This is a genomic window from Dyadobacter frigoris, assembly GCF_005280585.1.
In the GTDB taxonomy this organism is placed as follows: domain Bacteria; phylum Bacteroidota; class Bacteroidia; order Cytophagales; family Spirosomataceae; genus Dyadobacter; species Dyadobacter frigoris.
In genome coordinates, this window is sequence record NZ_SZVO01000009.1 from 158,923 (window position 1) to 182,278 (window position 23,356).

A 23,356-nucleotide genomic window follows, 5' to 3' on the forward strand; every position below is an offset into this window, starting at 1 on the left:
AATATTAACAAATGGAAAAAAAATACTTATTCCTAATGGGATTGCTATGTCTTTTTCGGCCTTGTGCTCCGGCTTCTGGCCAGATGATGGCTTTTTCAAAAAGTAAGGAGGCACCTTCGGCGGTACGGCAGACGCAAACCCTGCAGCAAGTGCTCAGAAACCTGGAATCCAAGCATGCTATTTATTTTATGTACGAAAGTGATAAAATAAAGGAAATGCCGGTCGACTCAAAAATGATGTCGGGCGAAAGCATTGAAACGATGCTGGACAGAGTATTGAAATCAAACGGTCTGGATTATAAAAAACATGGCAAAATCTACGCGATTTTTCCAAAAGACAGCAGTTCTAAATCAGGTAAATCGTCGGGGGCTAAATCAACAGGTATTTTTCCTTCCGGGGAATCAAATTCAGAAACTTTGCAGCAATCGGTTGAATCAACCCGCCAGACTGCCGATGATATTAAAATTACGGGAAAGGTAACTGATGATAAAGGTGAGCCCGTTCCTGGTGTCAATATATTAATTAAAGGTTCACTTGCAGGAACTACTACGGATGCCGATGGAGCTTACTCCATTAATGTGCCTTCCAAAGAAAGTGTCCTTATCTTTTCTTTTCTTGGTTTTGTCTCCCAGCATATTACAGTGGGCAATCAGGCCATGCTTGAAGTGAAATTGGCTACCGATACAAAAATGCTTAGCGAAGTGGTTGTTACGGCGCTAGGGTTTAAGGAAGCGGCTGACCGTCTGGGCTCTACAAGTAGTAAAGTGAGCGGTGAAGCCATTGCAAAATCAGGGGAAACCAGTCTTATTAACGGTCTTGCCGGAAAAGCAGCCGGTGTTCAGATTTCCCGCGCTTCGAGTGATCCGGGTGCTGCTTCATTCATCCAGATACGCGGACAAAATACATTAACAGGAAATACGCAGCCATTGGTAGTTGTAGATGGTATTCCAATCAGCTCCACAACCGAGGGAGGAACTTCGGGCGGGGTTTCGCCACAGTCGCGTTTGAATGACATTAACCCGAATGATATAGCTTCCATGCAAATCCTGAAAGGTGCTTCTGCTGCTGCTTTGTGGGGATCACGCGCTGCAAACGGGGTTATTTTGATCACAACAAAAAGAGGAGCGGAAGGGAAAATGAATATTTCCTTTACTTCCACGTATTCGGCTGATCAAATAAACGCATACCATCCATTTCAGGGAAAATTCGGTCAGGGTTCTGCCGGTATTTATAATCCAAATGGAGCCAATGCCTGGGGAGATAAAATCGATTCGAGAGCGGGTGGTGCGGATGATGTAAACACAACCGGCCAGTATTTTGAGGCTCAGGACGGAACAAAATATTACCCGATCATCAAGAAAAATTCAAAAGACGTTTACAATCAATCCAATTATGATAAAGTTTTCCGTACCGGAAGTTATTATGACAATGCGCTAAGTCTGAGCGGTGGAGATCAAAAAACTACTTTCTTTTTCAGTATTGGTGATGTTCGCCAGAAAGGTGTACAGCGTGGTAATAGTACTTACAACCGTACAACGCTTCGTTTTAACGCGGAAAGAAAATTCAATGATGTGGTTCGTCTTGCAGTAAGCGCGGCGTATACCAAAAGTTATTCCGACAGAATTCAGCGTGGTAACAACCTTGCCGGTGCTATGGTGGGTTTGGCGCGTAACCCGGCAGATTTTGATATTTCTGATTATAAAGGAAGTTATTATTCTTCGCCAACGGCCTCTCCGATTTTGAACAGACAGCGCGGATACAGAAGTTATCTGGGTGCGGTAATCAACCCTGCCAATAATAATGCACTTTGGTCTTTGTACGAACAGCAAAATTCGACAGACGTTAGCCGGTTTATGAATAGTGCTGAATTAGGAATTAAACCTGCAAAGTGGCTTGACATTATTGCCAGAGCTGGTTTGGATACTTATTCTGATGAACAGATTAGCTATTTTCCAATCAATGATATTACAGGTGCAGGAACAGGTTCTTTCCAGGATCAGATCACAGGTGAATCGCAGGTTAACGGAGATTTGCTTGCACGTGCCACAAAAGATTTCGGCAGCAATTTTACATCGACTTTTGTAGTTGGATTCAATGTGAACAATCGTAAATATAGCAATCTTGGAGCAACGATTACTAACTTTCTGGTTGCTGATGCACCTGCCAACTTTGCCAATGCCACCGCTTTGAACAGAACCCCTGTTAATAAGAAAACAGAGGTAAGGACGATCCGCAGTTATGCAACGGCAAGTTTCGCAGCTTATGATGCCTTGTTTTTAAACCTTTCCGGTGCAGCAGAATCGGCGTCGTCTTTCGGAGCTTTATCTGAAAAAACGTTCTATTACCCATCTGCGGATGTGGCCTGGCTTTTCACCAAACTTAAATTTATTGAAGATAACCGTGTGATCAATTTTGGTAAACTTCGGGCATCTTACGGCGTTGTGGGTGTGCAGCCGCTGCCTTACCGTTCGAACACCGTGTTTTCTTCAACGGTTTACACGGCTAATCCATGGGGAGATAATCTGGTTGGTTCGCAGTTCGGCAATGGTGCTTACAGCCAGGGCAGTTCTATGGGTGATCAGTATTTGAAACCAGAGCGTAAAACAGAATACGAAATCGGACTTGATCTTCGCTTTTTCGAAAGCAGATTGCGTATGGGACTTACCTATTATAACAACAAAATCAGAGATGTACTTGTGCCGGTAACGCTGGCACCAACGACGGGATTTGCTACAAAATACACCAATGCAGCTGAATTACAGAACAAAGGTATGGAAGCGGATCTTACGTATGATGTGATCAAAAAAGGATCTTTGACCTGGTCACTTCGCGGGAATTTCACCCGAAACAGGAGTAAAGTACTCGATCTTGCAGGAACTCAGTCGCTGTATCTGGTAGGTGGAATTGAAAATTTCCTGGATGCACGTGCCGTAGTTGGACAGCCCACAGGCGTTTTCTGGAGTAGCAAGTATGCTTTGAATGATAACGGAACGAAAAAACTGGACGCAAACGGATTCCCTACTGCTGATCCTGTAACAGGTGTTGTTGGTAACCCGAATCCGGATTGGATCGGTGGTTTTGGAACCAGTCTTTCTTACAAGAAATTCTCTTTGGATGTTTTGTTTGAAACGTCTCAGGGTGGAGATTATTTTAGCGGAACAAGAGGTGTAATGTATAACTTCGGAACGCACGGGGATACTGGCAACGAAGTTACCCTGACACAGGATACCAAAAATTATGCAGGCAAAACGTTGGCAGCAGGAAGTACGGTTCGTGGTAATTTGAAAGATTTTGGCGCAGGTCCGGTGTTGATGGACGAAAGCTGGTACACAACGCTTGGAAGTGGATTTGGTTCGTTGAAACAACAATTTGTTGAAGATGGCAGCTGGACACGTCTTCGTCAGCTTTCACTTTCTTACCGTTTGGATTCTGAAAAATTCAGAAAGATTACCAAGCTTCAATCGATTGAATTCTCTGCAACCGGACGTAACCTTTTCTTGTGGACAAAAGTGGTAGGGATCGATCCTGACACCAATTTATCAGGAACGCCGGCTGGCCGTAATATGGATTATTTCAACTCTCCAGGAACAAGATCTTACATCTTCTCTCTGAAAGTGAATTATTGATCAGCGTTACTAACTGATTCATTTGACCCAAAATATTAAACAAAGCATACAATGAAAAGAGCTAAAATAATCAGGATGGCAGGACTTTTCCTGATGGCAGGAATGATTTCCTGCGAATCCATGGTCGATAATCTTAACACGGATCTTAACAACCCAACCGATGCTTCGGCAACTTTGTTGCTGACAGGTGCTCAGCTGGGAAATGTATCGGTGCAGGAAGGTCACCTGGCCCGTGTTGCTTCGATGTGGTCAGGCTATTTTACCGGTACTGACCGTCAGTATAAAGATATTTACAGCTATAATGTTACCGGAGCATCTTTCAATGATGTGTGGCAATTTGTTTACCAGGGTGTGGTTGGACAAATGAAGCTGGTTATTGATAAATCTGCGGCAACCAATAACAGACTTGTTCAGGGTATCGCGAAAATTACAGAAGCGAATGCACTTGGAACTGCTGTTGCCTGCTGGGGAGATATTCCTTTGAAGGAAGCTGCTGATATTACCAAGTTTCCAAATCCTGCTTTTGAACCACAAATTCAGGTTTATGGTGAATTGCAGGCTTTGCTTGACGAGGCGATTGCCGATCTTGAATCAGGTATTGGAACGTCTCCGGGTGTTGCCGACATTCACTTTGCCGGTGATGCATCCAAATGGAAGGAAGCTGCGTACACTTTGAAAGCCAGATATTACATGGAAACAAAGGAATACGCATTGGCCGCTACGGCTGCTGAAAAAGGTATTACTACCGCAGCAAGATCCTGGATGATGGTGCACGGAACGACGCTGAATGTAAATGAAAACCTGATGTATGCATTTATCGCGAGAAACCGCGTGGGTGACATCAATTCTTCACTTGCACTGGCTCCAAAGTTTTTGAACCCTGCCAGTGCGACCTACAAAGGCAATGCAAAAACGGATGAGACAGCTCGTTACAATCACCATTTCATCACGTTGAGTACTACGGGCGTTGTCATTCCTGTTTCACCAAATACGAACAGCACGACAACTTCCCGCGGATTATTCGGACAATCTGCTCCATATCCAATGGTTACGTATTCTGAAAATTTGTTAACTGCTGCTGAATCTCAGGCACGTACAACTGGTTTTGCTGCCGGTTTGGCAAAACTGAATATCTACCGTGCTTACCTGAATGCGGGTGGTGATTTAGATGCGACTTACAAAACAGGAACTTACAAGTACAAATACGAAGCTTACGCAACAGAAGATTTTGCATCAGGCGGTATGCTTAACAAAGATGGAATCACTGCAGATCAGGCTTTGTTGAGAGAGATTTTGCTGGAACGTTATGTTACTTTCAACGGACAGATCATCGGGTTCAATGATCTTCGCCGGACCAGAACGGAATCAGTTGGTGTGAAACTTACGCCAAGTGCCGGATCGGTATTACCTGAAAGAATGATTTATAGTGAAGCGGAAGTAAACTCAAATACCAGCGCACCAAATCCGGTACCAGGTGTTTTTGTCAAAACAGCCGTAAACGCCAAGTAAAATTAAAATAGCCTGTCCATCCGGACAGGCTATATTTTGTTTAAAACAGAAACAGCGATGATGATGAACCTGCCGAATTCCTATTCCCTGATATCGTTTCAATCCTTTTCAAAAAGATTTTTTAAAACAATTCCGCTGTTACTTTCGGTTTTGCCGGTTAGTGCTGTTTTTGCGGAAACGTTACCAAAATTTACCGCTGATTCTGTTAAAGTAACCCTGACAGAAGGTACCAACATTGCCCTGACTTTATCGCCGGATAAAAAGACAATTGTCATGGATTTACAGGGCACAATTTACAGTGTTCCTTTCCAGGGCGGATTGGCAAAAGCATTAACAGATCCGATGGGTGACTGCCGACAGCCTGTCTTTTCACCAGACGGCTCCAAAGTTGCTTTCCAGGCTTTCTGGGATGGTAACTTTCATATTTACACGGTTGATAAAAATGGCGGAACGCCGGTTCAGATCACGTTCGGAACATTTGATGACCGCGAGCCAGGTTATTCACCGGATGGAAAAAAGATTATTTTTTCTTCCGATAGAAGTGGTAATTACGATGTATGGGAACTGGAACTTGCTTCCGGTGAACTGAAACAACTTACCACAGACGCAGGAAATGACTTTTTCCCTTCCTATTCTTCCGACGGATCACAAATCGCTTATGTTTCTGAAAGAAGTGCAGCACCGGGAATCTACATCATGGATCCCAAAGGAAAAGAAAAATTGTTCCTGACAAGTAAAGGAAAACTGGCCTCGCCAATCTGGCATCCAAAAGAATCCAGAATTGTTTTCAATAATTTCAATGAAGGAAAAAGTTTGCTGGATATGGCCAAAGTGGGCGGCGGCGACTGGGAGACTTTATCAGAAAATTCAGAAGACGTTTTTCCATTCAAAGTAGCCTGGATTTCGGATACTGAATATCTGTATACTTCCGATGGTTTAATCAAAAAAAGAAAGCTGGGAGATAAGTTAGTCAGCACAATACCTTTTCAGGTTCAAATCAATTTGTCACATGAAAAGTATAAATTGAAAGTCTACGATTTCAATTCCGTTGCTAGTAATAAAGTAAAAGGAATCCGTGGTCCGGTGGTTTCTCCGGATGGAAATTCTGTTGCGTTCACCGCTTTGGGTGATATGTGGCTTTTGAAAAAAGGCTCAGACAAACCGGTTCAATTAACCAATGATTCTTTTATAGAAATTGATCCTGCTTTTTCCTCAGACGGCAAACAATTGGCCTATGTCTGCGATAGAAAAGGGAATATGGATTTGTATGTCAGGGATTTAGCATCGGGAAGTGAAAAGCTGGTTTTAAATGCTGCGGATAATATTACTTTCCCTGCCTGGTCGGCTGACGGTTCCAAAATCGCTTATTATCAGAAGGATCCTGCTGCTTTTGGTCGCTATTCTTTAAAAATGATTGAGCTGTCATCTTCGAAAGAATCGGTTTTGTACGCGCCTCTTTTTGACGGATCGCAGCCAAGCTGGTCTGCTGATGGAAAATATGTGGTGATTTCCGCTTTACAGCCTTATTCATCGCGTTACCGCGAAGGTGTCAGCAAATTTCTTGTGATTTCTACGGTTGATAAAACCTTTAAATTTATCACACCGATCAACGAAAGAACATTTTCAACAAGAGGGAAAAATGGCCCTTACTGGTCGCCGGACGGAACGAAATTTGCGTTTTCAATGGACGGTGTTTTGTGGACAGTTGCGGTGGATAAGGAAGGAAATCTTTTAAACGCACCAAGAAGATTAACCAACGAACTGGCAGAAAATCCTAGCTGGACGGGCGATTCCAAAAGTATCGTTTACATGGCGACGGATGTGCTAAAAAAGATTTCGCTTGCTGACGGTTCTGTTTCAATGATACCAATTGATTTAAACTACAAAATAAAACAACCGGCTGGACAAGTTGTCGTTCATGCCGGAAAGGTTTTTAACGGCCGTTCAAAAGAGTATCTGACCAATGTTGATATTATCATCGTTGGAAATAGAATACAGAAAATCGAGCCGCATAAAGCAGGAAGGACAGGAAAACTGATCGATGCTTCAAAACAAACGGTTATTCCGGGATTGATCGAAATGCACACGCACCAGACTGCTGCGGCTGGTGAACAATTGGGCCGTCTTTGGTTGGGCTACGGCATTACCACAATCCGTGAACCAGGAGGAGATCCGTATGATGTAATTGAAAGAAAAGAATCCTGGGCAAGCGGCAGAAGAGCCGGTCCGCGTAACTTTTATACTGGTGGAATTTTGGACGGCAGCCGGATTTATTACGGTATGAATGTTGGAAACGTAGCCGGCGCACAGCTTGAACTCGAACTGGAAAAGGCGCGCCGATTGGGTTATGATATGATGAAAACCTACGTGCGTATGACGGATGCCATGCAGCAGCGGGTTACTGTTTTTGCACATAATCTTGGAATTCCGGTTTCATCTCACGAAATATATCCGGCTATGAAATATGGTGTCGATGCGGTTGAACATATGGGTGCAACGAGTCGCCGCGGGTATTCTCCAAAATTATCTGCGCTGAATAATTCGTATCAGGATGTGGTTGAACTTTTAGTGAAATCAGGAATGAATATCACACCCACTGCATCACTTCAGGGTGGACTTCCCGTATTGGTACAAAAGGATGCTGCTTTTTTTGATAACAAACAATTCAAAGCATTTTATAATGAAGATGCTGTGAATGAGATCAAAAATATGACCTCACTTCGCCTGAAAGGCAATCCGGTTTTTGTGTCTTCTTTTGGCAATATTCAGAAAACGGTAAAAGCGATGATTGATCAGGGCGGACATGTGACGCCGGGTACGGATTCGCCTATTATTCAGCCAGGATTAAGTTACCATGCAGAATTGCAATCATGGGTTGACGGCGGGATTTCTCCTTTCGAAACATTGCGTTCTGCTACACTTTATTCGGCGGAAGCATTGGGTGTTAGCAAAGATTTAGGAACATTGGAAAAAGGCAAATTGGCTGATCTGGTGGTTATTGACGGTGATCCATTGAAGAATATCAAGGATGTTTTGAATGTTACCACGGTCATTCGAAATGGAGAGGTTTTTCCGATAGAAGTTCTTTTAAAAAAGGTAAATTGATGGAGCGTTAGAATTTGATTATTACGGTGCGTTGCACCTTTGCCTTTTGAGTTTGCCTGTGTTCCTACAAATATTTCGGTGCTCCGCACCTGATCGAAAAGGTGCAGAGTACCGAAATATTTGCGGTTCGCCGTGCGGTAGATAGAAAGCACCGAATTTTATCCGTCAAAGGTGCAGCGCACCGCAATATTTGTAGATGAGGGACATGAATTTTATCCGTCAAAGGTGCAGCGCACCGCAATATTTGTAGATGAGGGACATGAAGTTTATCCGGTAAAGGTGCAGCGCACCGCAATATTTGTAGATGAGGGACATGAAGTTTATCCGGTAAAGGTGCAGCGCAGCGAAATATTTGTAGAGGAGGGACACGAAGTTCATCTAATAAAGGTGCAGCGTACCGAAATATTTGTAGAGGAAGGACATGAAGTTTATCCGGTAAAGGTGCAGCGCACCGCAATATTTGTAGATGAGGGACATGAAGTTTATCCGGTAAAGGTGCAGCGCACAGCAATATTTGTAGAGGAGGGACACGAAGTTCATCTAATAAAGGTGCAGCGTACCGAAATATTTGTAGAGGAAGGACATGAAGTTTATCCGGTAAAGGTGCAGCGCACCGCAATATTTGTAGATGAGGGACACGAAGTTTATCCGGTAAAGGTGCAGCGCACAGCAATATTTGTAGAGGAGGGACACGAAGTTCATCTAATAAAGGTGCAGCGTACCGAAATATTTGTAGAGGAAGGACATGAAGTTTATCCGGTAAAGGTGCAGCGCACCGCAATATTTGTAGATGAGGGACACGAAGTTTATCTGGTAAAGGTGCAGCGCACCGCAATATTTGTAGATGAGGGACACGAAGTTTATCCGGTAAAGGTGCAGCGCACCGCAATATTTGTAGATGAGGGACACGAAGTTTATCCGGTAAAGGTGCAGCGCACCACAATATTTGTAGATGAGGGACATGAAGTTTATCCGGTAAAGGTGCAGCGCACCGCAATATTTGTAGATGAGGGACATGAAGTTTATCCGGTAAAGGTGCAACGCACCGCAATATTTGTAGATGAGGTACACGAAGTTTATCTGGTAAAGGTGCAGCGCACCGCAATGACTAACCATTAATTACCCAAAAACGAAATAGATTTTCAAAACCCATTTCAACCATTTTAACATAAAAAATTAAAAATTAAATCAGAAAAAAATGGTAAAAGCCGCACGGTTACTCAGGTCTTTTTCAAACAAAAAACACATCAATCGTTTCCTGGCAATTACAGTGCTTTCAGGAGCTTTGGTATTCAATAGTAATCAGGTTAACGCTGCTGTTGCCGCTGATTCTATCAAGGTGACATTAACGGAAGGTACCAACATGGCCACCGATTTATCTCCTGATAAAAAGCTTATAGCCGTTGATATTCAAGGAACTATTTGGAGCATTCCTATCGAGGGCGGTGATGCAAAAGCGTTGACAGACGGTATGGGTGACGATCGCCAGCCACGCTGGTCGCCGGATGGAAGCCGTGTTGCGTTTCAGTCATTTCGTGACGGATACTATCATATCTGGGCTGTCAACAAAGACGGTTCGGGATTAACACAATTGACGTACGGCGTTTTTGATGAACGTGAACCGGAATGGTCACCGGATGGGAAATTTCTTGTTTTTTCATCAGACCGTGGTGGCAATTATGATATCTGGAAAATGGATCTTGCTACAAGAGCCATGACACAATTGACTAACGATCCGGCTAACGACTATTTCCCTGCTTACGCCAATGACGGAAGCAAAATCACCTTTGTTTCCGAACGTCCCTCGGCACCCGGAATTTACATTTTAAGTGCAGACGGTTCGCAGAAACTGGTAGTAAAAAATGCGGCAAAACTTGCCGGACCTTCTTTTAACCCGGATGGAACGCATATTTATTTCAATGTATTTACCGGCGGTTTCAGTAGTCTTGATGATGTTGAAGTTTCAACCGGTACTGCGAATACGTTGACACCAAAACTGGAAGACGTTTTTCCATTCCGAGCCAGCTGGATTTCTCCACAGGAATATCTGTACAGTGCAGACGGGAAAATCAAACGTGTAAAAGTGGGTGAAAAAACGGCTCAGGCTATCGCTTTCAAAGCAATAGCTACGGTGACAAAATCATCTTACACAAGAAAAACATACGATTTCAACAGTGGCAAACCGAAAACGGTAAAAGGAATAAAAGGACTTAATGTTTCGCCGGACGGGAAAAGTTTTGTCTTTTCTGCGTTGGGTGATCTTTGGATCTTGCAAAAAGGAACAACTACTCCGAAACAGTTAACAAAAGATGCTTTCCTGGATGCCGATCCCACTTTTTCTCCGGACGGAAATACCATAGCATTTCTTACCGACCGTTCAGGCGCGATGAATCTTTGGCTGCACGATGTGAAAACAGGAAAACAAACGCAGCTTGCCAAGACGGAATACGATGTCAATTATCCAATTTTCTCACCAGACGGAACTAAAATCGCTTTTTATCAGGCAGATTCTAAAAACTCCTGGGGCAGAGGAACACTTCAAACAATCGAGGTGAAATCGGGAAAGATTGAAAAGATCCACGAATCACTATTTGTACCAAGTCAGCCAAGCTGGTCGGCAGATGGAAAGACGATCGCTCTTTCAGGACTGGAAGTTTATTCAACCCGATACCGTGAAGGAATTAACAAGATTTTGTTGGTATCGCTTGACAAAAAGCCGGACCGTTTTGTCTCTCCGGTAGCCGAGCGTTCTCTGGGTATGCGCGCTAAAAACGGACCAGCCTGGTCGCCGGATGGTAAATCGATGGCTTATGTGCAGGATGGTTTGTTATGGATCATTGCGGTTGATCCTTCCGGAACAATTGTAGGACCGCCAAGAGGATTAACCCATGAATTATCGGAAGTGCCAAGCTGGACGGGCGACTCAAAAACGCTGGTTTATATGGCCACGGATACAATCAAAACAATCCGTGTATCTGATGGAAAAGTGGAGTCGGTACCAATGAATTTCAAATGGGATTACAAGCAGCCGAAAGAAACGATCGTGATCCATGCCGGAAAAGTTTTTGACGGAAGAAATAAGGAATATGTCAAAAATGTTGATATCATCATTGAAGGAAACCGCATCAAGGAAATCCTTCCGCACAAAGCCGGTCGCGCTGGAAAACTGGTAGATGCTTCGGACAAAACGATCATTCCCGGACTTTTTGAAATGCATACGCACCAACATGCGATGGGTGGCGCAAAACTGGGCCGTTTATGGCTTTCGTATGGTATCACTTCTTTGAGAGAAACCGGTGCTGATCCGTATGATGCTTTGGAAAGAAAAGAATCCTGGGATGCCGGGACGCTGACTGGTCCGCGTGAATTTTTTACAGGTGGTCTGACTGATGGAAGCCGTATTTATTACGGTTTGGCCAACAGCGTACATTCTACGGCGCAGCTTGATCTCGAACTGGAACGCGCTTCAAGACTGGGTTATGATATGATCAAAACTTACGTGCGGATGCCTGATATTTTGCAGCAGCGTATCACCAATTATGCGCATAAAATCGGCATTCCGGTTTCTTCCCATGAGATTTTCCCTGCGATGCGTTACGGCGTGGATGCGGTTGAGCATATCGGCGGTACAAGTCGCCGTGGCTATTCTCCGAAGATTTCTCAAATGAATTTTACCTATCAGGATGTTACTGAACTTCTGGTGAAATCACAAATGAACATTACGCCGACAGCTTCGTTGCAGGGTGGATTTTATGCCATGGCCGCAAAAGATCCAAGCTACTATGAAAACAGGCAATTCAAAGTTTTCTATTCAGAAGAATTCAGAAAAGGTTTGAAAGACGGCGCTTCACAAATTGAGAAAATGTTTCCGGGATATCTGGCCAATTTTGGTACGATTCAAAAAACGGTTAAAAACCTGATTGCAAGCGGCGCGAGAGTTACAGCCGGTACCGATAGTCCATTTATTCCTTATGCTATGAGCCTTCATTCCGAGCTTCAATGCTGGGTTGACGGAGGTATTACACCGTTTGAAACATTGCGTTCGGCTACATTATGGTCGGCAGAAGCAGTAGGTGTAAGCAAAGATCTCGGTACGCTTGAAAAAGGAAAACTGGCTGATCTGGTTATCGTTGACGGTGATCCGCTTGTAAAAATCGAAGATGCCTGGAATGTGAAACACGTAATGAAAAACGGAATTCTTTTCTCACTGGAAGATCTTTTAAAACAGCCTTAATACTTACTAAATACGATGGTTTTAAAATCGATAAAAAAATCAACAACGGCTGCACTACTTTTTGCTTTGTCAGTAGGCAGCGGACAACTTAGTGCTCAGAAAATCCCGGCGGAAAAAAGTGATGCTATCATTTCAAAACTGATGTATCCGGCTTTGGAAGAACTTAAAGATTATGTTTCAATTCCTAATGACGCGCTTGTTGCTGAGGATATAGACAAAAATCTGGCATGGTCCGAGAAAGCTTTTGCCAAACGTGGTTTCAAAACCGATATCCTGAAAACGGGAAAACTGCCTCTTTTTTCAGCAGAAAAAACTTATCCGAAAAACACCAAAACGGTTCTGTTTTATTTCCATTTGGATGGACAGGCAGTTCGCCCGACAGAGTGGTTTCAGAAAGATCCGTACATGACGGTTTTGAAAGAAAAAAGCGCAGATGGAAGCTTCAAGGAAATTGACTGGAATTTGTTGAAAGACGGTAAGATCAACGATGAATGGCGGATTTTTGCCCGTTCAACTTCGGATGATAAAGGCCCTATTGTGATGCTTTTACAGGCACTGGATATTCTGGCAGCACAAAAACAACAGCCTCCATTTAATGTAAAAGTCGTTCTGGATTGTGAAGAAGAAAAAGGATCTCCGGGATTGAAAGCGGCTTTGGCAGAATACAAAACCCAGCTGATGGCAGATTTTCTGATCGTTATGGATGGTCCGATGCACGCAACAAACCGGCCAACATTGACTTTTGGCTGCCGTGGTGGTACTGGTTTTTCGCTTACAACCTACGGCGCAATTACCCAGCAGCATAGCGGTCACTTCGGGAATTATTCTCCCGATCCAACATTCAGTCTTGCTAAAATCATTTCAACGATGAAAGATGATGATGGAAGAGTTTTGGTTGACGGGTTTTATGATGGAATTAAATTCGATGCCGAAGCTGTAAAATTAATGGCTGCCGTTCCGGATAATCTTCTGGAAATTAATGACCGTTTACAAATTGCCGAGGCGGAAAAAGTTGGTAAAAATTACCAGGAATCTATGCAGTATCCTTCACTGAATATAAGAGGTTTAAAAGCTGCTGTGACAGGAAAAGGCGGTGGGTCGATTATTCCGGAAGAAGCACTGGCAGAATTTGGAATTCGTCTCGTGCCGGAAACCGAGGGCGCTCATATGACTTCGCTTGTTAAAAAACACATTGAAAAACAAGGTTATACCGTCGTTGATCATGTGCCTACAAAACAGGAGCGTATGGCGCATAAAAAACTGGTATTTATGAGTAATGGCGGTGCAGGAAGTCCGGCATTCCGTACCGAAGTAAACTCGCCGATTGGTAACTGGCTAAGAAAATCGGTGACTGAAAATTTTACAGAACAACCTGTAATTATCCGCATTATGGGCGGCTCAGTTCCTGTTGTCCCATTTATTCAAACGCTCGGCGTTCCGGCAGTGATTGTGCCGATGGTCAATATGGATAACAATCAGCATAGTCCAAATGAAAATCTACGGATTGGAAATTTGAGAATGGGTATCAAAACCTGTCTTTCAATCCTGACCACACCGATCTGAGTTCCAAATTGATTTCAAAAAAGCTTTACAAAAGTGTCTAACGTTTAAAATAAACAAAAATGAATCAGAAAATTGACCGTCGCAATTTGTTGAAATCAGGCCTGATGGCTATCGGTGGAATGACACTGGCTCCTCATTTGAGCTTTGGTGGTGCATTCGATGACATGCCTTTAACGCTTGATCCCGAAAACCGTATTTACCGCAGCCCAATGGTTCGCGAGCATTTTCTTGACAAAAAACCGGATCTTTCCAAAATGATCCGTCTGGGTTCTAACGAAAATCCTTACGGCCCGCCAAAGTCTGCTCAAAAGGCAGCTTGTGATTCCGTAGTGGGTGGAAACCGTTACGCATGGCAGGAAATGTTTGATCTTGTTGATAAAATCGCAAAAAAAGAAGGCGTTTCCAAAGAATCGATCATGATGGGGCCAGGCTCTTCTGATCTTTTGGAAAAAGTGGCTTTGGTGCTTTTCATGCACGGTGGAAATATCGTTTCTGCTGATCCTTGTTATATGTCACTGATTCAGGTTGCGAAATCTGTTGGTGCAACATGGAAAGCAGTTCCTGTAAGAGAAGACCATTCGCACGACTTGAAAGCGATGGAAGCAGCTGTTGATAAAGACACAAAACTTATTTACATATGTAATCCAAACAATCCGACTGGCGCTATTACATCTGGTAAAGAATTATTGGATTTCTGCTCACGCGTTTCTGAAAAAGTGCCGATTTTCGTAGACGAAGCGTACATCGAACTAGCCGTTGGGGCGGATACGCAAAGTATGGTTTCGCTTCTTCAAAAAAATAAAAACGTGATCATCGCGCGTACATTCTCGAAAATTATGGGAATGGCCGGAATTCGTGTTGGATATATGGCTGCTCAGCCTGCATTCATCGCTGAAATTGAGAAAATCACACGGGGTGGAATGGGTATTTCTTATACTTCAATCGCCGCTGCTTCTGCTGCAATGGATGATAACGAATTCCAAGGCATGACCCGCAAATTGAACCACGAAGCAAAGACTTATTTATATGCAAACCTGGATAAAATGGGTTACAAATACATCCCGTCTTATACCAATTTCGTAATCTTCCCGATCAAAATCGCAGGGAAGGAAATGCTTTCTAAAATGACTGCAAAGGGAATTGTTGTACGTTCTTTTGATATTCAGAACAAACCTTGGTGCCGTGTGAGTATCGGTACAATGGACGAAATGAAGAGCTTCGTAAGTGCGCTTGGAACAATAAGCTAAGCTTAAATCGTATAGCAATGGCTGGTTTTTTATTGTTTTTCGCAAACTGCAATTTCAAAACCAGCCATTTTATTTTAATTTTTATTCGCCGGTTAATTTTCCGGTCTAGTCTCGTCTTATTATGAGTGACGCCTTACAAAAAACCATTACACTTCTACTACTTATCGCATTGGGACTTCTTCTTCGGGGGAAATTCAAAAGTAAAGATCAGACCAACGGCATCAAGGAAATCATTCTTTCTGTGGCTCTGCCTTCTACGATCTTTATTTCACTGATGAAAATTGATGTGGATTCTTCCATGATCATAATTCCGCTGGTAACACTGGTTTTCAATTTCCTGATGTTCTTTTCTGCTCCCGTCGCTTTTGCGCTTTTTGGTATTGAAAAAAATAGTCCAACAGGTCGCACGCTGTTGATGCTTATTCCATCTTTGGCACCCGGACTTTCCTGTTTTCCTTTTATAGCTGAATTTTTAGGTGAAAAAAGTCTTGCGATTGCTGCATTAGCCGATGTTGGAAACAAGTTTTTCGTGCTTATTTCGCTTTACATTCTGGCGATGAATATGTTTTTGAAAAACAGTCACGACACAGAAACCAAAATGGGAGGGAAGCTTAAAAGTCTTTTTGGCAACATGTTGCAGGAGCCTATCAATGTGCTGATCATACTGGCGCTTGTGCTTCTTGGTTTTGATATTAATTACAAAACACTACCCTTTTTTCTGACTGAAATTTTTGACAAAACGAGTGCCATGATGACACCGCTTGTACTGCTTTTTATCGGTCTTGCCGTACAGCTTAAAGAAGGAAAAAAAGCGATCGTGACCAGTATTCTGCTTTTCCGTGCAGGTAGTACGATGCTGATCAGTGCGGCGATGATTTTTGTTCTGAATATTTCAGATCAGTCCATGATTTTACTTGCTATTGTGATTCCGTTAAGTGCTGCAAGTTTCTGGCCGCTGGCACATATTTCTGCCTTTAATCTAAGAGAAGACGCCTTAGGTTTATCTAAGGAAAAAAGAACTTTTGATATGGAACTAGCTGTGTTGCTATTGGCGTTTTCCCTGCCTTTTTCGACGATTCTCATTCTTGGTATTTTGTCGACGGGCGCTATGTTTACGCATCTTAGTACTTTAATCATTGCCGGTGTCGTGCTGATTGCTCTGGGCGGATTACCAAATCTTTTTGGCCGGTTTGCACTGAAAAAGTCTAATGCCTGATTTTGAGCATATGGTCATATTTTAATCTTGTTAAATCGGTCTGACGTTTGGTCTTTTTTCGCATCACCAGCTGATTTTTAAAGCCTCATCATTGTAAGTCAAGGTGCTGTTACGTTTAGGTAATAGCACCTTTGCTTATTTCACAGGAAAGCAAGGATTTGTGCTAACTTGCATGAATGAAATATGGAATCTACATTTTCTTGCTTGCGGTTTTTCAAATAAACTTTTGTCTGGGACAAAATACAGCTTCTATTCGGGACGTACTGGACAGCACCAACAAAATTACACCTTTAAGTGCGAATATTTTAATCACTAAAAACGGTCAGCGTATTTTTGAAAAAAGCTACGGTTATGCCGATGTTGAAAAGCAAAAGTTATTGACGGCGGATAACTCTTTTCAGCTCGCTTCAATATCAAAGCAGTTTACTGCTTATGGCATAATGATCTTGAAAAACAAAGGTATCATCCAATATGACAGCCTTGTTGTGAATTATCTTCCGGAGTTTCCTTACCGAAATATCACTGTTCGACATCTTCTTAATCACACCTCGGGTTTACCGGATTTTTGGAATAAAATCAGACCAAATCTGGATACAAACCGTTCCAACGGCAACAATGATGCGCTTCAATATTTAATCAAAAATCATCTTCTGCTGCAATCTGAGCCTGGAAGCCGGTTTGAATATTGCGATATCGGTTATGATTTTCTGGCAACAATTATTGAACGATTATCAAAAAAAACCTACGGGCAGTTTCTGGAACAGAACATTTTCAAGCCTTTGAAAATGAATGATACTCATGCCTATCTGGTCACGGATATTAGGAGAATTCAAAACAGTAAACTTGCAATAGGCAATGTTTGGGATCCGGCTCAAAAGAGATTCTTGTATGCTCATATCCAGTCGAAGTATAATTTCGTTTTTTATCTGGGCGATTTTTATGGCGATGGCTCGATTGTCTCTACGGCCCGGAATCTGGCATTATGGGACCGGGCATTGACAAATTGTGTATTATTACCTTGCGATGTTCAGGAGGAATCCATGAAGCCTTACTTATTTGAAGGAAAACCAGTGATAGACAAGAATGGTAAGCCCGTTAATGTTGGTTTTGGCTGGTTCTTTTTTCAAACACCGGCTTTGGGGACAGTGATCACACATGGCGGAGGACATCCTGGTAATCAGCATAATATATACCGTATACCTGAAAAGAATATTGCATTTATTTTCTTATCCAATGCTGAATCAGACGATCATCAGAAACTTGTTGACAGGATTTTGCAGCTTTTATAAGTTGAGCATACGCGTTATCAAGCTACTAATAATGTCGGCAGGTTTTCGGTATTATGGGTTTGTATTTCTTTTATGCTCTATCAATGTAGCCCAGGCACAAACCCTCCGCGTCTGCTACATTCCGGATTCCCGTTCAACCTATCAGGATCACGGTTACACATTTGATGGGCAATATATGGCTGGGAGTGGCGCGTCAAAACTTTTAAATGCGGACAATTTTGGTAGTAACGGGATTGTAAAACAGGAGGTTGTTCTCGTTGCTTTGAAAGATATTCCAATTTCACCGGCCACTATTTCAAAGGCGAATTGTGGTGCTGTTTTTGTTGGTATGTTTTATAATCCGCAAAGTCCGGAAGTCATAAAGGTTTCAGAACTTAATGCAATCCGGGAGTGGTCTTTGCAGAAAAAGGAGAATCTGGCAGTGATTTGTGAATCACATGCGGCCGCTTGGGGATACGAACGAATGGATAGTGAATCCAAAATAAGCACAGCAACTGCGGACGGAGAAAAAACGAAAATTTTTGACGGTCCTTTTGGAAAAGTTTCGCGATTCGTACAAGGCGGCCACGCGATTGGCTGGTTAAAAGGCGGTGCGCCGGTCATTCTTTCAAAAAATGAACAAGGCAATACGTCGGTGGCTTATGACAAGGTAACGGGCGATATTATTTTGGGTGATGTTGATATTCTTACTTCACTTGGTGGAATTTCTCCCGGCAAGTCCATCAACAACGACAATGATATTCTTTTTGCCAATATCTGGGCTTATGCCATGGATCTGACAAAGAAGCCTTTGCCAAAGGGCAAGGTGAAATTATCTTTCCAGGTTTTTGATAAGATCACTTTCAAGAAAATTGTTGCCTCGGTTGTGATCACTGATAAAGCTATTGCCAGTACTGAAATTGACACAGATAGCTCTGGCTCGGCTACTGTGTTATTGACAAGCAATCAGGTATACCGGTTTCAAATTAGATTCGCAGGCTATCAGGATTACTTTACTGAGAAATATATAAGCGATACCACAAGTGGTGCATTTGATTTTGCACTTACTCCGAAAGCTCCAAAAGTGGAAAAGATTGAAAAGCCGGGACAGACAGAAAAAACGGAAACGATAGAAAAAATTAATAAACCGCTTGTCTTAAACCACCTGTTTTTTGAGCAATCAAAGTTCAATATTTTGCCGGCATCTTTTGGTGAACTTGACTCACTGGCCGACCGCTTAAAGTCGGAGCCTAATCTGAAAATCGAGCTGCGCGGGCATACAGATAAAATTGGCCCGGCGGATAAAAATCTTATATTATCTTTTGACCGGGTTAAGGCGGTTAAGCAATATCTGGTGAGCAAGGGAGTCGATCCAATCCGGATACGGACAAGAGGTTTTGGAGATACGCAGCGTGTTTATTTGGGGCAGGATAAAGAACTCAGAATGAAAAATCGGAGGGTGGAAATTGTTTTTGTGCGGTGAAGTTTAAGGTAATAAATCGCGTAAAGCTATATTCATAATTTACGTAATTCCACTGATTTTGTAAAAATCTCGATTATATAATTGTTTTCAATTCCGGTAATATTATGATATTGTGGGAATTGAATCCGATGATATTATGTAAATGGGTAATAGATCAGATCTGGCTAGTTTACAATTTACCCAATTCCAGTAGTTTCTTCTTCAACTCTTCATTGTGCAGGTTTCTGGCAACAATTTTGCCATCAGGACTTATAATCAGGTTATATGGAAACCCTTGAATGTCATAGATTTCAACGAGTTTGTTTGTACTGTCTGAAATGATTTGTGTCCAGGATAACGGATTGCTTTTCAGGAATTTAGAGAGTCTTGCAGGGCTGTCAAGACAGGCAATGCTAATAAATTCAATCTTCTTCTTGTTGATGATTTGATACGTTTTTTGAAGATCCGGTAATTCTTCCACGCAAGGTTTACACCAGGTTCCCCAAAAATCAACAAAAATATACTTGCCCTTGTAATCGGAAGTTTTGATGATTTTCCCGGTTTGAAATTCTTTGCTTTCAAAGGGTTTAAACAGATACCCAACCTGTGTGGAATATTGTTTTTTATCATTCCTTATAACTTCCAGCTGCAAAGTGTTATGATTAGGATTAACACCTTTATTACGATAGGTGACCTGACTGGATAAATCGCCTACGGAAAGCAATTCTTTTTTCCCAATCCCATCAAAAAAGCCGTATTTTTTGACAGAGTCGACTTTATTTATCAGCACAATTTCAGGAGTTTCGTAATCGGGCGCGCTGAATCCCCTTCTTACAGCAAGTTCGTAAACCCGGCCATCATGCTTTAAAATGGTTTGAGCATATTGTGGGATGCTGTATACATAATCCCGATTTTCCGGCTGACCAGGCACATGTTTTACAATCATAGGCAACCGTCTTAACTCTATTTTTCCTTCGCTGAATATTTCATAGGATACATTCGTAATCTTAGAATAGTTACGCATAGCAGGCCCGAAATTGGCAGTTTCAGGATAAAACGGATGCTCATCTTTAAAATCAAGATCATTGTTGGTGTCTATCATGACAGCCACTTTTCCGGTTTCATCAATTCCTCTGACTACGTAGACGAAACAATTGATTGGTTTTTTTGAAAGATATTTTTCATCCGGCGTCCATTCCCAGGATTTTTGTAAATCCTCATATGTTTTTTGATTAATGTTTCCGGCGTAAAAATTCTGGTAAACCAGCTGTCTCATATCGAAATTGACCATTGATTTAACAACAGTTTTCCAGTTTGATGGAATTCCTGTCACCGGTAAATAAGTTTTTACCCATATAGCTCCTCCTGGATTATCAGCAGTATATTCAGGTGAAATGAGTCCATAATCGGCTTGAAACGGGCCGAAACCGTCGACAATTGTTAGCGGCAGACTTACGATTTCGCCAACCTGTTCAGACTTAGGATTGCAGGAAAATAAAACGGTAAAAATGGTCAGGATATATATTGTTGTGAATTTCATTATCAGCCAGTTAACCGTGTTATGACGTAATGAGGAAATGCGAATGCTATAATAATATCAAAATTGTCCAGCTAATTTTATGGATCACATTAATATATACATAATTCTGCTTTGAGTCATTAAGAATAATAAATTTATTCCTTTACTTTTTTAACAATAGTAGTCCCAAGTTGAAAACCGCTTTTGTTTTTCATACCAGAAAAACGCTGCCCTATGTTTAAATTCAACCCATTTCGCTCCTCCCTATTACTATTTTTAGCCATTAATTTATTTCCCGTCTTTTGTTCTCGTATAACATTTGCACAGCAAATACCTTCCATAAGCTCCAAGGATCCCGATTGCCACTGCCAGGACTTGGCAAAACAGGCTTTTCCTGATGCCATAATTACAGCGGCTGAATGTGTTGCATCCGGAAGTTTTACGCCAAAAGGGGCCTCTGCACCAATTACTGATTTGCCGGCATTTTGCAGAGTTGCCGCCACCTTAAAACCTACATCGGATTCGAATATACGTATTGAAGTGTGGCTGCCTGAGAAAGGGTGGAACGGAAGATTTCTTGGCACAGGCAACGGGGGAGGAGCAGGTGCTATCGGTTACGGTGTGCTGGCCAATGGTTTGAAACGTGGTTTTGCAACTGCAAATACCGATATGGGAACTTCACCGGGTGCCAATGAAATCATTGATCATCCCGAACGCTGGACTGATTTTGGTTACAGGGCCACGCATGAAATGACGGTAATAGGAAAAGAGATTACAAAAGCTTATTACAAAAAATCTTTTCACCATGCCTATTTTGCCGGCTGTTCTACCGGCGGGCAGCAGGCACTGATGGAAGCGCAGCGTTATCCGGGGGATTATAACGGCATTCTGGCTGGCGCGCCAGCCAACAACCGGACACATCTGCATACCGGTTTTGTCTGGAATTATAAAGTAACCAACCAGATTCCGGGAAGTTTTCTTCCAAAAGAAAAAATAGATTTAATCACAAACGCAGTTCTGAAAGCTTGCGGTGGAAAAGATGGCGGAGCGCCAGGAGATAATTTTCTGACAGATCCGGGCGCATGTAATTTTGATCCCAAAACACTTCCTGTCTGCGCGGATGCGACCGATCAAAAAAGTTGTTTGACGCAAACACAATTCACAGCCATTTTACAAATTTATGCCGGACCGAAAAATCCCCGAACTGGTGAAAGGATTTATACGCCACTTCCGATGGGCTCCGAGAATTCGGCACTTGGGCTTGATTATCAGCAAAATCCCAATCAGGCTCCTTCTGCCCTTTTTTATCAGTACAAATGGGTTTCCGGACCTCAGTTTGATTACAGCACATTTAATTTTGACAGTGATCAGCGGCGGATGGATTCAATTCTTGCACCGATTTTGAATGCAAATAATCCTGATCTTGCACTTTTGAAAAAGCGTGGAGGAAAGATTTTGATGTATGCCGGCACGGCCGATCCTCTTGTACCGTATCAGGACGCAGCGTATTATTATGACCGTGTCATGGAAAAACAGGGTGGATTAAAACAAACCCAAAACTTCTTCCGTTTTTTTCTTTTACCGGGAATGGCGCATTGCGGCGGAGGGCCGGGTTTGAACGATTGCGGTCAGCATTTGACGTTTTCTGTTCCTCGGGACGGTGAACATGACGTGATGACGGCTTTGATTAACTGGGTTGAAAAAGGAACAGCACCGGAAAAAATTATTGCGACGGCTTTCAAAGGCGCTGATTCAAAAAACGGAATCCGTTTCCAGCGGCCGGTTTTCCCTTATCCAAAATTTCCCAAATATGTCAGTGGAGATGTTAATTTACCGTCAAGTTTCAAAGCTGCTCAAAATAGAAATTCTCACATTTTAGCTCCGGCGGATAAGTATTTGCGGTAAGGATGCGGTCGTTTTGATAAATAAAAATTACCTTTTGAATGAACAAATTATCGATCAATGAAAAAACTATACACACAGCTGAAAAACAAATTGCCGGTTTTGATTTTAACTCTTTTTTCCTTCCAGGCTTTTTGTCAAACGGCGCCACCTGCTCCGGTAACAGATTCACTGAAAATGGGATTGAAATTTAAAACAGCGCCGATTTATGCCAGGTTCATGCCATTTGCTATTTACACAGGTCCGGGCATCACAACCGACCGGATCGCACAGATGATCGAAGTTGGTAAAACTTTCAATGTTATCGATGTGGGTATTGCTTTTGGCCGCAACTCGCTCAGGCCGGATACTTCTTTATTTTTGGAAGGAAAGGTGACCATGGATGTTTGTAACATCGGAATTTTTGCCAATGAAATGACGATTGGTGCCGGCCGGGTTTTTGACAATAAAGGAAGCCTGATGCTGGAACTTTCTTATAATTTGTTTGCACAGCTTTCAAAGAATTTCGGAATTGGACTTACCACCGGATATTATGATTTTAGCAACCAAACATATGGAAGTTCCAAAACCTTTTTTGGGGTTTTCGTCCGATATGGATTGCAAAGAAGTGACTCGGGGGGAATTCTAGGTTTGGGAAGAGCGCGACCCGGTCGTCCTGGTCATCGGGGACATGGGAGATAAGAACAGCCGGGAAGAAATCAATCT

General features: G+C 42.5%; 14 protein-coding genes. 12 read left to right on the forward strand and 2 right to left on the reverse strand.

Features of this window, described 5'->3' with window-relative positions:
• The first annotated feature begins 11 nt into the window (after window positions 1-11).
• The 10 genes from FDK13_RS19560 to FDK13_RS19605 all read left to right on the forward strand — a co-directional run bounded on the left by FDK13_RS19560 (window position 12) and on the right by FDK13_RS19605 (window position 19,251).
• Complete coding sequence (locus FDK13_RS19560; RefSeq protein WP_229216112.1) at window positions 12-3,626, forward strand: SusC/RagA family TonB-linked outer membrane protein; 3,615 nt, start codon at window positions 12-14, stop codon at window positions 3,624-3,626.
• 51 nt (window positions 3,627-3,677) lie between these two features.
• Window positions 3,678-5,135 (forward strand): SusD/RagB family nutrient-binding outer membrane lipoprotein, encoded by a 1,458-nt coding sequence (locus FDK13_RS19565; RefSeq protein WP_137341698.1) that lies wholly within the window; start codon window positions 3,678-3,680, stop codon window positions 5,133-5,135.
• Window positions 5,136-5,192: 57 nt separating this feature from the next.
• Entirely contained in the window at window positions 5,193-8,240 is a 3,048-nt protein-coding gene (locus FDK13_RS19570; protein WP_229216114.1) for an amidohydrolase family protein, read from the forward strand.
• 171 nt (window positions 8,241-8,411) lie between these two features.
• Window positions 8,412-9,359 (forward strand): hypothetical protein, encoded by a 948-nt coding sequence (locus FDK13_RS19575; RefSeq protein ID WP_137341699.1) that lies wholly within the window; start codon window positions 8,412-8,414, stop codon window positions 9,357-9,359.
• Between the two features lie 79 nt (window positions 9,360-9,438).
• On the forward strand, window positions 9,439-12,474 hold the full coding sequence (locus FDK13_RS19580) for an amidohydrolase family protein (RefSeq protein ID WP_137341700.1): 3,036 nt from the start codon (window positions 9,439-9,441) through the stop codon (window positions 12,472-12,474).
• Window positions 12,475-12,489: 15 nt separating this feature from the next.
• A complete protein-coding gene (locus FDK13_RS19585; protein ID WP_137341701.1) occupies window positions 12,490-14,037 on the forward strand; it encodes a M20/M25/M40 family metallo-hydrolase in 1,548 nt (515 codons plus the stop codon).
• Between the two features lie 59 nt (window positions 14,038-14,096).
• Window positions 14,097-15,284: a pyridoxal phosphate-dependent aminotransferase gene (locus FDK13_RS19590; RefSeq protein WP_137341702.1), complete on the forward strand. Its 1,188-nt coding sequence runs from the start codon at window positions 14,097-14,099 to the stop codon at window positions 15,282-15,284.
• Window positions 15,285-15,405: 121 nt separating this feature from the next.
• Complete coding sequence (locus FDK13_RS19595) at window positions 15,406-16,500, forward strand: AEC family transporter (protein ID WP_137341703.1); 1,095 nt, start codon at window positions 15,406-15,408, stop codon at window positions 16,498-16,500.
• Window positions 16,501-16,676: 176 nt separating this feature from the next.
• Window positions 16,677-17,789, forward strand: a complete 1,113-nt coding sequence (locus FDK13_RS19600; protein WP_137341704.1) for a serine hydrolase domain-containing protein — start codon at window positions 16,677-16,679, stop codon at window positions 17,787-17,789.
• The gene (locus FDK13_RS19605; protein WP_170982853.1) at window positions 17,734-19,251 is read left to right on the forward strand and encodes an OmpA family protein; all 1,518 of its coding nucleotides are present in this window, start codon (window positions 17,734-17,736) and stop codon (window positions 19,249-19,251) included. Before FDK13_RS19600 ends, FDK13_RS19605 begins: the two co-directional genes overlap by 56 nt.
• 169 nt (window positions 19,252-19,420) lie before the next feature.
• Here FDK13_RS19605 and FDK13_RS19610 read toward each other — a convergent pair whose 3' ends face one another.
• Both FDK13_RS19610 and FDK13_RS36160 read right to left on the reverse strand, forming a co-directional pair.
• Window positions 19,421-20,770, reverse strand: coding sequence for a peroxiredoxin family protein (locus FDK13_RS19610; protein WP_137341706.1), 1,350 nt, complete (start codon window positions 20,768-20,770; stop codon window positions 19,421-19,423).
• Window positions 20,771-20,904: 134 nt separating this feature from the next.
• The gene (locus FDK13_RS36160) at window positions 20,905-21,153 is read right to left on the reverse strand and encodes a hypothetical protein (protein WP_229216115.1); all 249 of its coding nucleotides are present in this window, start codon (window positions 21,151-21,153) and stop codon (window positions 20,905-20,907) included.
• On the opposite strand from FDK13_RS36160, the gene FDK13_RS19615 reads away from it, so the two are divergent.
• Both FDK13_RS19615 and FDK13_RS19620 read left to right on the forward strand, forming a co-directional pair.
• Window positions 21,125-22,654: a tannase/feruloyl esterase family alpha/beta hydrolase gene (locus tag FDK13_RS19615; protein WP_229216116.1), complete on the forward strand. Its 1,530-nt coding sequence runs from the start codon at window positions 21,125-21,127 to the stop codon at window positions 22,652-22,654. The genes FDK13_RS36160 and FDK13_RS19615 overlap by 29 nt on opposite strands.
• Window positions 22,655-22,711: 57 nt before the next feature.
• Window positions 22,712-23,332 carry a hypothetical protein gene (locus FDK13_RS19620; RefSeq protein ID WP_181956149.1) on the forward strand — a complete coding sequence of 207 codons (621 nt, stop codon included), beginning with the start codon at window positions 22,712-22,714 and terminating at the stop codon, window positions 23,330-23,332.
• Window positions 23,333-23,356: the final 24 nt, after the last annotated feature.

What these genes read in the sequence shown, in the direction of transcription:
- FDK13_RS19605 (WP_170982853.1), top strand. Translation starts at nt 17,734, where the DNA reads ATGCTGAATCAGACGATCATCAGAAACTTGTTGACAGGATTTTGCAGC.
- FDK13_RS19560 (WP_229216112.1), top strand. Translation starts at nt 12, where the DNA reads ATGGAAAAAAAATACTTATTCCTAATGGGATTGCTATGTCTTTTTCGG.
- FDK13_RS19600 (WP_137341704.1), top strand. Translation starts at nt 16,677, where the DNA reads ATGAAATATGGAATCTACATTTTCTTGCTTGCGGTTTTTCAAATAAAC.
- FDK13_RS19585 (WP_137341701.1), top strand. Translation starts at nt 12,490, where the DNA reads ATGGTTTTAAAATCGATAAAAAAATCAACAACGGCTGCACTACTTTTT.
- FDK13_RS36160 (WP_229216115.1), bottom strand. Translation starts at nt 21,153, where the DNA reads ATGGCATCAGGAAAAGCCTGTTTTGCCAAGTCCTGGCAGTGGCAATCG.
- FDK13_RS19565 (WP_137341698.1), top strand. Translation starts at nt 3,678, where the DNA reads ATGAAAAGAGCTAAAATAATCAGGATGGCAGGACTTTTCCTGATGGCA.
- FDK13_RS19580 (WP_137341700.1), top strand. Translation starts at nt 9,439, where the DNA reads ATGGTAAAAGCCGCACGGTTACTCAGGTCTTTTTCAAACAAAAAACAC.
- FDK13_RS19590 (WP_137341702.1), top strand. Translation starts at nt 14,097, where the DNA reads ATGAATCAGAAAATTGACCGTCGCAATTTGTTGAAATCAGGCCTGATG.
- FDK13_RS19595 (WP_137341703.1), top strand. Translation starts at nt 15,406, where the DNA reads ATGAGTGACGCCTTACAAAAAACCATTACACTTCTACTACTTATCGCA.
- FDK13_RS19610 (WP_137341706.1), bottom strand. Translation starts at nt 20,770, where the DNA reads ATGAAATTCACAACAATATATATCCTGACCATTTTTACCGTTTTATTT.
- FDK13_RS19570 (WP_229216114.1), top strand. Translation starts at nt 5,193, where the DNA reads ATGATGATGAACCTGCCGAATTCCTATTCCCTGATATCGTTTCAATCC.
- FDK13_RS19620 (WP_181956149.1), top strand. Translation starts at nt 22,712, where the DNA reads ATGAAAAAACTATACACACAGCTGAAAAACAAATTGCCGGTTTTGATT.